The sequence below is a fragment of the Saccharicrinis sp. GN24d3 genome, assembly GCF_052400645.1.
In the GTDB taxonomy this organism is placed as follows: Bacteria; Bacteroidota; Bacteroidia; order Bacteroidales; family Marinilabiliaceae; genus Saccharicrinis.
This window is the reverse complement of record NZ_JBQTGI010000001.1, coordinates 451875-467325: the sequence shown is the minus strand read 5'-3', so window position 1 is coordinate 467325 and position 15451 is coordinate 451875. Positions and strand designations below refer to the sequence as shown.

General features: G+C 40.5%; 9 protein-coding genes. 6 read left to right on the top strand and 3 right to left on the bottom strand.

Annotation, left to right across the window (positions count from 1 at the left end):
• Window positions 1–288 precede the first annotated feature (288 nt).
• Window positions 289–1803 (top strand): hypothetical protein, encoded by a 1515-nt coding sequence (locus ACT29I_RS01465; protein ID WP_444792538.1) that lies wholly within the window; start codon window positions 289–291, stop codon window positions 1801–1803.
• A 466-nt stretch (window positions 1804–2269) separates the two neighbouring features.
• Window positions 2270–4990, top strand: coding sequence for a 4-alpha-glucanotransferase (locus ACT29I_RS01460; RefSeq protein WP_430934389.1), 2721 nt, complete (start codon window positions 2270–2272; stop codon window positions 4988–4990).
• 230 nt (window positions 4991–5220) lie between these two features.
• Here the strand turns inward: ACT29I_RS01460 and dacB are convergent, their stop codons facing one another.
• The 3 genes from dacB to ACT29I_RS01445 form a co-directional block, all read right to left on the bottom strand.
• Complete coding sequence (dacB, locus tag ACT29I_RS01455; protein ID WP_444792537.1) at window positions 5221–6615, bottom strand: D-alanyl-D-alanine carboxypeptidase/D-alanyl-D-alanine endopeptidase; 1395 nt, start codon at window positions 6613–6615, stop codon at window positions 5221–5223.
• Entirely contained in the window at window positions 6612–7583 is a 972-nt protein-coding gene (locus tag ACT29I_RS01450) for a DUF6340 family protein (RefSeq protein WP_444792536.1), read from the bottom strand. The genes dacB and ACT29I_RS01450 overlap by 4 nt, the downstream gene beginning before the upstream one ends.
• 149 nt (window positions 7584–7732) lie before the next feature.
• Complete coding sequence (locus ACT29I_RS01445; RefSeq protein WP_444792535.1) at window positions 7733–8896, bottom strand: iron-containing alcohol dehydrogenase; 1164 nt, start codon at window positions 8894–8896, stop codon at window positions 7733–7735.
• Between the two features lie 268 nt (window positions 8897–9164).
• On the opposite strand from ACT29I_RS01445, the gene ACT29I_RS01440 reads away from it, so the two are divergent.
• The 4 genes from ACT29I_RS01440 (at window position 9165) to ACT29I_RS01425 (ending at window position 15193) form a co-directional block, all read left to right on the top strand.
• A complete protein-coding gene (locus ACT29I_RS01440) occupies window positions 9165–10946 on the top strand; it encodes a LytS/YhcK type 5TM receptor domain-containing protein (protein WP_444792534.1) in 1782 nt (593 codons plus the stop codon).
• A gap of 184 nt (window positions 10947–11130) precedes the next feature.
• Window positions 11131–12417 carry a cytochrome b N-terminal domain-containing protein gene (locus tag ACT29I_RS01435; protein ID WP_430934384.1) on the top strand — a complete coding sequence of 429 codons (1287 nt, stop codon included), beginning with the start codon at window positions 11131–11133 and terminating at the stop codon, window positions 12415–12417.
• Between the two features lie 17 nt (window positions 12418–12434).
• Window positions 12435–12896, top strand: coding sequence for a QcrA and Rieske domain-containing protein (locus ACT29I_RS01430; protein ID WP_430934383.1), 462 nt, complete (start codon window positions 12435–12437; stop codon window positions 12894–12896).
• Window positions 12896–15193, top strand: coding sequence for a multiheme c-type cytochrome (locus ACT29I_RS01425; protein WP_430934382.1), 2298 nt, complete (start codon window positions 12896–12898; stop codon window positions 15191–15193). Before ACT29I_RS01430 ends, ACT29I_RS01425 begins: the two co-directional genes overlap by 1 nt.
• Window positions 15194–15451: the final 258 nt, after the last annotated feature.

Here is a 15451-nt window from a genome sequence, read left to right as displayed (position 1 = left end):
AATTAACAATGATCTGAAAAAAAAATCACAAAAATAATAACATTTATTTCGTACCGTCGTATCAGGAATAGATTTTAACCCTTAATCATAAACCATGACAAACTATACTTCTAGTATTCAAAAACCAAATACAAACCTTCCCTTATCAATTCATTACAACAATTCACATTTGAACTTTTGAGCATTTAATTCATAATTTGGATTTTTGTTCAGTATTATATTCTATTAAGTATATTTTATATTTTGCACAATAATAAAACACCATATTACACACATAATTAAAAACACATGAAAAATCTATTTAAGTTTAATTTATTGGTAGTAGCCATATCTACGTTATTTTTCACAAGTTGTGAAGATGATAAAGAAACAACTACCATTGACATTGCAAAAACATTAGAAGAAGCCCTTGAGGCAGAATATTCTACAGAAGACCCGGAAGAGTCGAAGCAAAACATCGAGGACGAAGCGGTACAACTTGTGAACAGTATTAAACAACTCGAACAAGAAGAAGCCATTGATATGATGATGGAACTTAGCACAATGATGGAGTCTCTTGGAGAGTCGTCTGAGCCTGCTGCTGCAAACAGTATTTTAAATCTCCCGATGCGAACAGCAAGTATTATTGCTGATGAAGACAAGAGTACTGCAGACGTTTACACTGCGTTAAAATCAGCAACCGCGGAAACTTTTAACTTATCAGACAAATATGAAGAACTGAAGGGAACATACGTATACAACTTTGACACGAAGGAATTTGATGAACCGACGGTAAACAGTGAGGCCATTGTGTTCCAATTCCCGGGAAAAGAAGGCGACCCAACCAATACGGCTGAATTAAAAATTAGTGGCTTGGAAGTTAAAACCATTGCGGAGCCACGCGAAGACTTAGAAATAAATGGAGCTTTGGAAGTTCCTACTGCCCTGACATCATCGCTAAAGTATAATAACAAAGAAGTTATGACATACACTTTAGCAGCTAGTTACATGGACGATGCTACTCCTACTTCTTTATCGAACATTATTACCATTGGCGATTTCTCTTTTACACAAGTATTAAATCACAGTCAGTATGCTGAGGCTAGTTTTGACTTTAGTTTAAAAAATGGCGATAGTATTCTACTTGCTTTTGGTGCTGAAGCGGCCGGCGACTGGTCAGAAGAAAATATTGACGCCAACACGTACGAAGAAAGTGAAACATACACTTGGTGGGGTTACGAATACAACGCATCTACAGGTCAATACGAACAAGTAGAACATTCCGAAACTGACACCTGGAATGAAACCTATATGGAAGAAATCATTAACCAGGGCAATGCATACGTTCAATTAATGAACTTAAAAGCAGTAGGTAAAGTTAATATCAAAGCTTTGGTTGATGGAGAACAAGAATTTGAAGAAGAACATGAAGCTGACCGCGATGAATATGGCGACTATCCGGATGAAATCAAAGAAGCAGAAGCAGACAACCTGGTAGAATTAGCCAATCAGCATGTACAGTTAGTTTTAACCTATGCCGACAAAAACACTTTAATTGCGGCTTTAGAAGCATATAAGGTTCAGGAAACAGAAACTTATTCATATGATGGAACTACTTATACTAATACGGATTACTATTTAGATTTCAGAATGGTATTCCAGGATAACTCCAAAGTTTCTATGGAAACATTCGTGGAAGATGAGCTTTCCAGTTTCTTTGAGGCACTAAACGACTTCATCAAAACTATGAACACCAATTACGATGCAGGTTTTGAAGAGATTGATCCTTCAGAATCGGACGATGAGCAAAGTACTGCTGCATAATTAAACCCGCAATATGCATTAGAAATTCTATTACACATTGAAATTACTTTAAAACAAGGCACTTCGTTGCATCACTTCAACTCACCAGAACGATGCTCCTGAAAGTAATCGGGACAAGTTATGCCTCGTTTCAGTAATGCCTTGTTTTATTGTACTTGCAATGCTCATGACGAACCTCCAATACATAATCCGGGTTAAAGCAAAGAGTCTATTTTACAATATCAAGCGTGAGTTTCGGATGAGGCTCACGTTTTTTTTGTTTATACGCTTGGGTCCATACAGGCAACTCAGCATCTCATCTAACCTATCGAGATAAGTCAAAACGGCCTTCCTTTTCCATTTTCTTTCCATTTTTAAAGCCCACTTTTTCAAGCAATTCTGAAAAACTGATTTATAACTTATATTATTCCCTATTTAATACTTATCTTAATCGGAATAAAAAACTACAACGCCTAATTTTAAGGTTATGCAAATAATATTCAACATCCATTATCACACCCTATTAGGGCAAAATATTTATGTCTGCGGCTCTAACCAATCATTGGGTAAATGGAAAACATCAAAAGCTTTAAAACTAAGTTATGCCAATAATGGCGACTGGACCGGGGAATGTAAGATCAACACATCTGATAAGTTGATCGAATACAAATATTTTGTACAGGATGAATCTGGCAATATTATTTGGGAATGGGGAGTTTCGAGAGAGCTCAGCATTAATAAGAAGGATAACAAGTCGGTTATCGTTATAACGGATAACTGGCGAGCTCCTTTAAACGAAGAAAAAATAATGTACAGCTCGGCATTTAGAAAGGTAATTATGAAACCTTCCAGAACGTTTAATCCTCCAAAAAACCAATCCGATCAAGCGCTGGAATTTAAAATTAATGTTCCCAGGATAGGGACCAACCACCGCCTGTGCATCATTGGCAATCAAAAGGTGTTAGGCAATTGGGATCTGGACAAGCCATTGCTGATGGGTACTGGCAACAACTTTCCGGAATGGTGTGCCTCGATTGATCTTAACAAAGTGGAGTTCCCGCTCAGCTACAAATACGCCATTTATAATTCAGACACAAAAAAAATTAGCACCATTGAAGAAGGTGAAGATAGACAAATAGGCCAGCCCGAAATTACCGAAAAAAAAATCACCTTCGTTAAACAGGACGAATCGTTTAAGTATCCGTTTGGCAATTGGAAAGGGGCGGGTGTTGCTGTCCCTGTGTTCTCACTGCGCAGCAAGGATAGTTTTGGAGTAGGTGAGTTTAACGATTTATTTGCATTTATCGACTGGGCGAAAAGTGTTGGAATGAAGATGGTGCAACTGCTCCCTGTCAACGAAACCATTGCTTCGCACAATTGGCTGGATTCCTATCCTTATAAATCAATCTCGGTGATGGCTTTGCACCCCCTCTATTTGAACCTGGGAAAGATGGGGAAACTCAAGGATAAAAAAATGATGGAAGGATTTGAGGCGCTAAGCAATAAACTGAATTCTGAAATTCACGTCAATTACCCTGAGGTATTACGGGCCAAAAGCGAGTATTATAAATTATTGTTCGACCAGGAAAAAGAAACTTTTTTCGACGACAAAGCGTACATCAGCTTCTTTAAAAAGAATAAAAAATGGCTTATTCCCTATGCTGCTTTCGCCTACTTGAGGGATAAAATGAAGAATCCCGACTTCAGGCAATGGACAGAGCACAGCACCTATGACGAAAAGGCCATATTGAAAATAAGTGCTGCTCATTCAAACGAATGGGATGACATTGCGGTTCATTACTTTATACAATATCATTTAGATAAACAGCTGAAGGAGGTAAGCGAATATGCCCGTAAAAATGGAGTTGTATTAAAAGGCGATATCCCTATCGGCATTAGCCCTAACAGCGTAGAGGCGTGGACCGAACCTCACCTGTTTCATCTGAACGGTCAGGCCGGCGCTCCTCCGGATGACTTTGCCGTAAAAGGACAAAACTGGGGCTTCCCCACTTATAACTGGGAAGCCATGGCCAAAGATAAATATAGATGGTGGATCGACCGATTGCAAAAAATGGCCGATTACTTTGATGCATACCGCATCGACCACATACTAGGATTTTTCAGAATATGGGAAATCCCCTCGGATGCCGTTGAAGGTTTAATGGGGCATTTTAAACCCGCATTGCCCATGACTGTGCAAGAGATTGAAAGTTACCACATTGTTTTCGATTACGAGCGTTATGTTAAACCATATATCAAACACCATATCGTAGAAGCGTTATTTAACGAACATGCCCCGCGTGTAATAAATGATTTTTTAGAGGATACTGGTCATGGTAATTATCAGCTGAAGCAAGATTTTGATTCGCAATTAAAAGTTAATGCTTATTTCCTACAAGGCATTGAAGAAGAAGACCTGAGCATTACCGACAGAGAAATAAGAGATGGCCTGTTTGATTTAATTTCCAACGTTTTAATCGTTCAGACTGGTGAGAACGAGTTTCATCCCAGAATTTGTGTACATAACACTTCTTCCTTTGCTGAGTTGGATGATCATACAAAAGGTCAAATGTCCAAATTATATTTTCATTTCTTTTATCAAAGGCACGATGATTTCTGGTACCACCAGGCCATGAATAAACTGCCTCAAATTATTGAAGCCAGCGATATGTTGGTATGCGGGGAGGATTTGGGAATGGTTCCCGATTGTGTGCCCCCCGTGATGGAGGCATTAAATATTTTAAGTCTGGAAATCCAGCGTATGTCGAAGAACTCTTTAATCAAGTTTGCCCATCCGGCTGATGCCCCATACTTATCTGTTTGCACTACCTCCACCCATGATATGTCAACCATCAGAGGCTGGTGGGAGGAAGATAAAGAATCGATTCAGGACTTTTATAACAACCAATTGGGCAACCATGGGGAAGCTCCTTTTTATGCCGAACCGGAGATATGTTTACAAATCATCACGCAACATATGTATTCCCCGGCCATGTGGACCATTTTCCCTATACAGGATTTGATAGCTTTGGACGGTGATTTAAGATGGCGGGAAACACATGAAGAACAAATCAACTATCCGAGCAATGTACGACACCGTTGGAGATTCAGAATGCAGCAAAGCATTCAAGAACTAAAGGAAGCAACAGACTTAAATGCTTTGTTAAAAAACCTAATAGAAGACTCGGGAAGAAACACTAAATATTGACACCATCGTTAATTGGCAAATAGGTATCAGTCAATGGGCAATCGTCTGTTTTAAATTGGCAATTTATCCTTACTGCAAAGATTTTTTGTCCTCAGATCCCTAGGATCAAACGGATTAATACAGCTTTGTTGTTTGCGGTATTCCCATGGAGAACCAAGAACCGTATTCATCAGAATAACTTGTGGACAAACAGGTTAATTATCCATAATTCTCCGAATATGCCCATTCTTTTAATTCTCCAGTACCACTTTAGTCATGAACTCATCCATGGTTATCCTAATTTTTTTGGTTGGAACAAGGTAATTGTTGGCGATAATACAAAAGGCAGTTTTTTTACCCGATACAGTGGTTGCGTATCCACAATACCCCAACACGCCTTCAAAAGAACCACTCTTCCCAATTATCCGGCCTTCTAAATCAGGATGTTTAAACACACTTCGCAACGTACCCGATTCACCTCCCCTGGCCAACGATTCTGCATAAAAACTAAAGTTACCACTATTCTGATTCATCCAGTTCAGCAACTGTACCATACCCTTGGCTGAAACCAGGTTTTTAGGCGTTAAACCACTACCATCCCTCAGGCGAAAGCTATGGTTGAAATCTATTTTATCTTCCCAGAATTCACGTACGGCTAAATTGCCATAGTCCCATGTTGGTTGGCCTTTTAATTCTTTGGCTATAGTTAGCAGAAGCTGGTCGGCAAATAGGTTATTGCTTTTTTGGTTGACAACCTTGATAATCTCCGAAAGTGGTGGCGAATGATAAGTGCAAATCGGGATATTTTTCTTTTCCTTTGACGCACCCCCAGGTCTTTTTTCACCAATTTCAATCCCGTTTTTGTTAAGATATTCTATCAAATCCTTTTTAAACGCTGCTATAGGATCTGGCAACGCAGCCTTGATCTTAAATAATGAACGGTTCTTTGGTATTGAACCTTCTATCCACCACTGCTGCATCTTACCTATTCCATAAACATATGCGCTGTCGTTATTATGTGCAGCTGCCACAGCCTCACATCGAATTGAATATGGTTTAATATCAGGATCTATGGACACGACCCGGCACTTTGTTCCAACAGCTCCCGAACTCAAAGTAACCTCTGCGGTATTATCCCGCCAATTAAAACCCTGAGGGGAAGCACCATAATAGTTACCCATATCTTCCCATAGCCTGGGGGCGGAATAGCCGATTTGATCGGCTATCACATGAAGGCTTCCTACGATGGATTGAATGCCCGCTTTCTTCAGCCCATCTGCCACAGCCGAGAATATCATTTCGGGAGCGGTTTCCTCAAAATACCTGGAACCCAATGTTGGATCCCCATAAGACGTAACGATTAAATCACCGTACAACTTCCTGCCTTTCTTCTCTCCCCTGTAAAAAAAATCTGTTTGGTAGGTATAACCGGCACCCAAAAGCTCCAGTGCGGTTGCTGTAGTAACTACTTTAGTCAAGGAAGCAGGCATTAGGCGCAGATTCTCGCCTTGTGAGAAAAGAATTTCCTGCGTTGTTATTTCCTGAACTTTAATGGAGGTAATAGTTCCGTTATCATCAACATATAATTGAGCCCGGATGCTGTTTAGCGATATAATGAAAACAAGGATAAAAAGGGTTAACTTCATTGAATGGCTCCTATTTGTTCTTTCAAATTTTCAATAGACTTAACGCGTTTACTCATATAAAAAGAATATTGAATCAAACGTCTTTTGTCCACAGCCGCCGATTGCCCCTTCAAATCACCGAGAATATCCAGTCCTTCATCCAACCAATATTCCGCGGATTCATAGTCACTTAAAATTTCCGAGGCCAATGCCAGATTATATGCTGCCCTTGCCTTTACCTTCTTTTGGGAATGGTCAAAAACATATTTCCAGATTTTGATAGCCTCACCCCACTGTTCCTTTTTAACAAATTCAGCCGCCTGAATAAAATGATAGTTACCGGAAATATAATAACCTCTTTGTTGCGTCTCCCAATAAGGTGCTATATGGTTTGCCATTTTTGTTCCCATATACATGGCATGTTCCGCAAGACCATTTTTTAGCGTTGGCAATTTTAAGGCTACTGCATTTATATTCCCCCCATCACCATCCCACGAAATAGTATCGCGTTGGGTTTCCTGAAAAATTACGTCTTTGTTTAAATTGTCATATCCCCGCCATAAAATAGCCCCCGCCACATCCAAATAACCAAACAAGTAGCCATCATACATCCTCTTCACCTCAATGAATGTGCTATACATATTCTTCTCGAAAGCAATTACTGCCTGGGCATCATATTGCGCACATATATCATTCACCTGCTGCCAACTCATGGCACGATTAACCAAATTTTTATTTTCTTTCAATGGTTCGTCATGAAAGTATATTGAATCGAAAAATTGTCTTCCTTGTAACTCTTCTTTCAGTGCCGATAAGGTTAATGTAGCGTATTCATCCAGCCAAATGGTATCGATACTTAACTTGGAGTCAATCGTTTTTACTTTGTGTACGTCTTTTCCCCTAAATGCTACTGAATTATCTACCAATACCACCGACTTAATTTCTGGTTGAACCGAGTGTTTGGCGGGCATCAATAAATCAATGTTCAAAGTTTGATACGTTGAACATGACGCAAGCAACAAAGTAATAAACAGTATTAATAAACCTCGAAATAACATAGCTGACTTTTAACGGGTAATATATTTGTTCCACAAAAAAAATGCCTAAGTATACATTTACGCAGACAAAACATCCCAAGTTATTTACTCATTTCCAGAATTTCGGTTACTGCTGCATCATTCAACCTGCGGAAGTAACCGATAGGACCAAATTGGCAGGCTTTCTCGCCCATGGTTTTAAAATGCTCCGCAGGAATATCAACGTCCGATAATTTGGAAGGCATATGCAAAGAATTGAAAAAAGACCGAATAGCATCAATTGTTTTTGTGGCAGCCGCCATATCTTCCCCCTCATCAATGCCAAACACATTTTTACCCAGGCGGACAAATTTAAAAGCATTGCGCTCGTTCAAAACAAATTTCATCCAATTGGGAAAAAGAATGGCCAGTCCGACTCCATGCGTCAAGTCATAAATAGCACTTACTTCGTGTTCGATCATATGCGTACCCCAATCACCCATCATTTTTCCCGTACCTGTCAGGCCATTCAATGCCAAACTTGAAGCCCACATTAAATTGGCTCTGGCTTCGTAATTTTCCGGTTCGTTAATAACAATTGGCCCATATTTAATACAGGTTTTTAAAATTCCTTCCGCCAAGCTATCTTGCAGTTCCGTTCCACTATCCGGGGTAAAATATTGCTCAAAAATATGACTCATAATGTCTACCACACCGGAGGCCGTCTGCCACTTATTCACCGAAAACGTTAATGTTGGATCCAGAATTGAAAACTTTGGCTTCAGCAGTTCGCTATTTATGGGCAGCTTTTCTTTTGTATCATCGTTCGTGATTACCGAACCGCCATTCATTTCCGATCCGGTAGCTGCCAATGTTAAAATTGTACCAATAGGCACCGCACTTTCCGGTATGGCCTTGCGGGCATAAAAATCCCAAACATCGCCTTTGTAATCCACCCCTGCCGCAATAGCCTTAGAGCCATCAATAATGCTTCCCCCACCTACGGCAAGGATAAACCCAATATTCTTCTCCCTGCAAATATTAATACCTTCTTTAACGCTGGTTAGTCGCGGGTTGGGTTGAATACCCCCCAATTCTTCAATATGAATATCTCTCGCCCGAAGTTTGGTTTTTACAGCATCCAACAGACCGCTCTTAACTACGGAACCTTGCCCATAAGTAATTAAAACCCTGTCGCTATAAGTCAACACTTCATCTGCCAATTCGTTGATTTTGTTTTTTCCAAAAAGTATTTTGGTTCCGGCTTGATAATTAAAATTCTTCATAGTTCTTTTGTATTTGACTTGAACCCTACATTCGTTCTTTTTTTTAGTTCGCCTAAATTAATTAACCTTGAGAAGATTTCATAATTTCGAATGCCTTTATCAGCTATGTTTCACAAATTAAATCGTGTAACATATCGTTATCTTTGACGTATTACATTGAGGTTCTGTTTCTCTGAACAACTTCCCTTTGATCACAGACACAGATTAATTCGATTTGGGATCGAACAAAAATGAGATACTCAAGTTCATATCAATAGAATAGGATTTAATGGGAAATTCAATCATAATAGAATTATTGCAGAATACAGCGGTTTTACTGGCTTTTGCAATGCTCTACGGAAGTTTTTGGATTAAAAATGAGAACCATAAAAACAAAAGCAAAAAAATTCTTATTGGATTAATCCTGGGGGGAATTGGAATAGTGCTTATGTACACCCCATGGCATTGGGTACCCGGAATTACATTTGACACACGCTCCGTAATGCTTTCCATTTCCGGTTTGTTTTTTGGTCCTATACCTACTGCTATTGCCATCGCAATAACAGGTACTGCCCGATTAACCATTGGGGGTGATGGGCAATGGATGGGCATTTCTGTCATTATTTCATCGGGTGCTATAGGATTGTTATGGAGAACATACAGACCTCAATGGAAAACTAAAAATTACCTTTGGGAACTGTTAGGTCTAGGAGCCACGGTGCACGCAACCATGGCTATCTGCACCATGCTGCTTCCCTCCGAAAAAATCATACCTACATTAGAAACCATCACAATTCCTTTAATTTTTATTTATACGCCGGCTACAATGTTACTTGGGTTAGTCATGCTCAAGCAATATAAAAACTGGCAAAACAGGTTGGCTCAATCAAAACTAGAGGAATCTGAAAGCCGATTGTTAAAAGTTTTTGAAAGTGGAAATATTGTATCCATCCAACTCAATACCGAGGGCAATATTACATACTGCAACGATTACTTAATGCAAATTTCAGGGTACGAAAAAAATGAAATAATAGGTAAAAACTGGTTTGACTGGTTTATTGCTGAAGAGGATCGAGCGGAAATTTATAATATATTTAACCGTAGTATCCATAACGACAATCCGTTTAAGAATCATGATAACAAGATTCTGTCAAAAACAGGTGAGCCCATATTTATTTCGTGGCACAACACGCAATTTAAAGACGAATCCAATACCATTGTTGGTATTGCAAGTATTGGGGTAAACATTACCAACAACAAACTTTACGAAAACCAATTAAAAGAAAAAAACGAAGAAATAGAAATACAGAATATTGAATATAAACTCATTAACGAAAAACTTACGGAAGCCAAGGAAAAAGCGGAAGAAAGCGAGCGGTTAAAATCAGCCTTTCTTTCTAACATGAGTCATGAAATACGAACTCCCATGAACGGCATTTTAGGTTTTACTGATTTATTACAGGCACCGGATTTAACCAAAGAGCAGCAAACGGAATACATCAAAATTATCGAAAACAGCGGAAAGCGCTTGCTCAGCATCATTAATGACATAATCGATATCTCAAAAATTGAATCTGGATTAATGAAAGTAGTCATAAAAGATTGCAATATAAATGAACTGATCCAATATATTTATACTTTTTTTAAACCGGAAGCAGAAGCTAAAGGCCTAACGCTTCTGTGTAAAAATGGCATAGCTAACAACGAAGCAATACTACAAACCGATTGCGAAAAGCTGTATGCCATATTAACAAACCTGGTAAAAAATGCTATTAATTACACCGATAAAGGACATGTAGAGTTTGGTTACGAACCCATTTCAGATAGCCATACCAAAACGATACAGTTTTATGTAAAAGATACAGGTATAGGCATCTCAAAAAAACAGCGGGATGCTATTTTCGAACGTTTTATTCAGGGCCATACTATCCATAAAATGGCCCTTCAAGGAACTGGTTTGGGATTATCAATTACTAAATCATATGTCCAGATGTTGGGAGGGAAAATATGGCTGGAAAGCAAAGAAAATGTGGGATCCTCGTTTTTTTTCACCCTGCCTTGCAATGATTAACTTTACAGCAATTGCTCCCTGAAAATAATGAAAATTGTTTCCGGAAGCTATGCTCTATTATCGACACCACCGGCGATATAACCTGTGAGCCTATCCTATAAAATACACCAGATACAAATTCATTTTCAGAATCGAAGCTTTTTAACTTTCTTTGTGGGACAATAGAAACCACACATCTTCTATAATGACAAAAGAGAATACGGGAAATAAAATATCATCATCCTTAGAAAAATTTATACTTCATCTTCATCCAACCAAAATTGACAAGCGAGCTCTAAAGTTCAACCGCACCTTTGGTCTGGGCGGAATACTGGCATTGCTTTTTGTTATCCTGAGCGTGACAGGTCTGCTATTGAGGTTTTCATATATCCCAACCGTCCAGCATGCGTACGACTCCATTCTGGCTTTGCAAAACAATACGGTATTCGGACAATTCATCCGAAACCTGCATCATATTTCGGCCAAGCTGATGATTGTGGTTTCCTTCCTGCATTTGATACGTACCTATTATTCGCAAGCTATTTACCAAAAAAGAGCGGAGAACTGGATATATGGTTTGATCATGATGTTCCTGGTGATTGTTTCGTCGTTTACGGGATATCTTTTGCCTTGGGACCAACTGGCTTATTGGGCAGTTACCGTTATCACCCAGATTATAGAGTATATACCGTGGATCGGACATCCTATGGCCAATATGGTTCGGGGTAGCGACGTGGTGGATGGCAATACCCTTTTGAACTTTTATTCCCTGCACACGGGCATACTCCCGCTGGTTTTTATTTTTCTGATGAGTATGCACTTCTGGCTGGTCCGTAAGGCGGGGGGGGTGGCTTTACCAAAGCAAGATAAGATTGAAAAGGTACATGTGATCCCTAACCTAATCTGGTTAGAAATCATGGTGGCAGCATTGCTTATCGCCGGCCTCTTTGTTTTCTCTATTTTTTATCATGCCCCATTACTTGAACAAGCCAACCCATTAAACAGCCCTAACCCAAGCAAAGCCCCCTGGTATTTCTTGGGCGCCCAGGAATTGTTGTTACATGTACACCCGTTTTTTAGTGCGGTGGTATTGCCTTTTGCCGTGGCATTCTTCTTTTTCTACCTCCCCTATTTTAAATACTCCAACCTGAATATAGGCGTTTGGTTTAACTCGGCCCTGGGCAAGAAAATGACGATACACGCCGGCATATTTGCTTTTATTTTCACTTTTGTTTTGATTTATTTGTTGGAACATTTCCTCCACTTTGATTTATGGTTTGCCAGCCTGGGTAGCTGGTTCGCCACCGGACTGATTCCGTTCTTGATTTACACCTTGCCTATGCTCGGGTATTTAATATATTGGAAAAAGAAACATGGCGCCAAAACAGAGGAGTTGGTGATGACCATCACTACCATATTGATGTCATCGTATATAACTATGTTGCTGATATCTCTTTTGTTGAGAGGTAAGGGAATGTTGATGATTATCTAAAAATCTGATAGACTAAAATGAATTTCGACAGAAGAAAATTTATAAAGCGGTTACTCGTAGCTGCGGCATCCGTGGAAGGCTTCTTTTTAATTAAAGGAGGTGTCAGCAAAGTGGAACATGCCGACACAAAAAAAGAATTATTTAATGCAGGAAGAGTAGATTCGTTTAATAAGAACAAAACCTATCCTTTTATGACAGGTCATTTTTTTCTGAGACGATTCGAAGACGGGGGGTTCCTGGCCATGTCGGTCAAATGCACGCACTTGGGGTGTGTGGTCAACTCAAACCTCAAAACCGGCGGCTTCAACTGCCCTTGCCACCGATCGCAGTTTAACCGCTTTGGCGAGGTACTATCGGCGCCTGCCACCCGACCATTGGACACCTTCCCCATAAAAATTGAGAATGGGGAAATCTTTATCGACACCAACCATCCTGTGAAAAGAAAATCTTTTGAAAAATCACAGTTAACCTACGCATAATGGAGAATCGCAATAAAATAGAACGCATCAGTCTGATCGCCATTATCGTGGCCATTATTTCCATTCCCGCGTATACCGTAATCCGTACCTATAGCGGAGACGATGCAGAGCAGGCCCATGAAGCCACCTATGTGGGCAGGGAAACCTGCGTTGAATGCCATCTGAACGAATATAACGAATGGGTGGGTTCCGATCACGACAGGGCGATGGAACATGCCAACGACTCCACCGTGTTGGGCGATTTCAACAACCAGTCGCTCGATTACAATGGGATGACACATCGGTTTTATAAGCGCGACGGACGATTTTATGTTGAAACGGATGGGGAATCAGGCCAACTTGAGGAGTTTGAGATTAAATACACCTTTGGTTATTATCCCCTGCAACAATACCTGGTTGCGTTTGACAAGGGTCGATTGCAGACACTGCCTTTAACATGGAACTCCAAAGACAGTGTCTGGTACCACATGGCAGAGGAGATTTACACCAACGAAATTATTGAGAGCAACAACTGGCTGCACTGGACCAACCAGGCCCAAAACTGGAACGGTATGTGTGCCGATTGTCATTCCACCAACCTGGTGAAAGGATATGATGTGGAAACCGATTCGTACCATACAACCTGGAGCGAGATCGACGTTAGCTGTGAAGCCTGCCACGGCCCGGCATCAAAACACCTGGAATGGGCAGCCAAAGCCGAATATGCCCGCAATGAGCACAACAACTTTGGCCTGGTGGTTAAAACCAGCGGCATCGACAACAAGCAATATGTGGATTTATGTGTCAGGTGCCATACCCGCCGCGGCTCCGTTTCTGATTTTGTTCATAGCGCGGACATATACAATCATACGATCCCCAACCTGCCAACAGGTGAAAATTACCATATCGATGGACAGATTCTGGACGAGGATTATGTGTATGGATCATTTACACAAAGCAAAATGTATATGCGCGACGTGCAGTGTAACGACTGTCACAATGTGCATAGCACCAAACGATTATTCGAGGACAACAGGTTATGTACGCAATGTCATCGTGCAGATGACTATGATACTTATAACCATCATTTCCATAAAGGGTATGGAGAGGTTGGAGAAGCGGTTATTGCCGATGACGGTGTTACGTTCGAGGTAGGCGAAGGCACCCGTTGTATCAACTGTCATATGCCGGCCCAGTTTTATATGGGTGTGGATTACCGTAACGACCACAGCATGCGTATACCCCGGCCGGATTTGACCAAGGAAATCGGTACACCCAATGCCTGTAACCAATGCCATGCCGACCAAACAACGGATTGGGCGATTGATTATGTGAACAAATGGCACGGCATCGGCCGACCATCGCAATACGGAACCGTATTTAAGGAAGCTCAATCGGGAAGCCAGGAAGGGTTCGACGGTCTGGTACATATTTACAACGACGAGGTTTATCCCGAAATAATCCGTGCTACCGCCATTCACCTGCTCGGCTTGCACTATCAAAGCAAAGCTAAAGACATACTGATTGAAGCGTTACACAATTTTAACGGCCATATTCGTTATAATGCCCTGCAAAACCTAATACTGGACGACCAAAAATCATTGAATTCGGTATTGGATTTACTGGGTGACCAAACCAAGGCGATCAGGATTGAAAGCGCATCCAAGTTATTCGGAGTGCCTCAGGAACAAATTCCGGCCAAGTATAAAAAAGCTTTGGACAAGGCCAAAGATGAATATCTGGAGGCCTTGAAATACAGTGCCGATTTCCCTACCGGCAAGTTTAATTTGGCCAACTTTTATTACAACGACAAGCAAATAGATAAAGCTGAAAAGTTCTATAAAAAAGCGTTGGAGCAGGATGCTGAACTACATACCATAAAAATCAATCTGGCATTATTATACAACAGCAAGGGTGAACCTAAAAAAACAGAATTATTGCTGAAAGATTACCTGAAGCATATGCCGGAGGACGGAAACACCATGTTCACCTATGCCCTGTTTTTATCGGAACAACAAAGATATGACGAGTCGATGGACTGGCTGTTAAAAGCTTCGGAATTTTCACCGCAAAACCCTCGTATCATGTACAACATCGCAATGATGTACGATTTCCGGAACAACAGTCGCGATGCCGAAAAATATCTTAACAAAGCGATTGCCATTCACCCGGATGACATGAGTTATTATATAGCCATGCTCAATCTGCACATGAAATACCAACAAAAGGACAAATCGAAAGAAATGGCCAGAATCATATTAAACAAGTTTCCTAACGTTCCTGACAAAGCGCAAATTGAAGCAATATTACAACAATAAGCGTGCAACGGCAGCGAAATAAATACGCCCGGGATGACGGGGTATAAGATCTTAACCGTCATCCCGGGGATTTAAAACGCCGTGCCAGGGAAAACCTACTGCATAAGTTACCATACTCCGTAAAGCGCCCAAATATGCGCAACGATTATCGTTTTAACCATCTGTTAACTTTTGTTTTTCGGGCTTTTTTGTTTTCTTTAGGCCGCATTATTGGCCACCATACAATGTGGTGAAAACATAGATAAATATGCAATAATT

Bases quoted from the DNA above. Each gene is read 5' to 3' on its own strand.
- ACT29I_RS01430 (WP_430934383.1), top strand. From the start codon at position 12,435: ATGAATTTCGACAGAAGAAAATTTATAAAGCGGTTACTCGTAGCTGCG.
- ACT29I_RS01440 (WP_444792534.1), top strand. From the start codon at position 9,165: ATGGGAAATTCAATCATAATAGAATTATTGCAGAATACAGCGGTTTTA.
- dacB (WP_444792537.1), bottom strand. From the start codon at position 6,615: ATGAAGTTAACCCTTTTTATCCTTGTTTTCATTATATCGCTAAACAGC.
- ACT29I_RS01465 (WP_444792538.1), top strand. From the start codon at position 289: ATGAAAAATCTATTTAAGTTTAATTTATTGGTAGTAGCCATATCTACG.
- ACT29I_RS01435 (WP_430934384.1), top strand. From the start codon at position 11,131: ATGACAAAAGAGAATACGGGAAATAAAATATCATCATCCTTAGAAAAA.
- ACT29I_RS01445 (WP_444792535.1), bottom strand. From the start codon at position 8,896: ATGAAGAATTTTAATTATCAAGCCGGAACCAAAATACTTTTTGGAAAA.
- ACT29I_RS01460 (WP_430934389.1), top strand. From the start codon at position 2,270: ATGCAAATAATATTCAACATCCATTATCACACCCTATTAGGGCAAAAT.
- ACT29I_RS01425 (WP_430934382.1), top strand. From the start codon at position 12,896: ATGGAGAATCGCAATAAAATAGAACGCATCAGTCTGATCGCCATTATC.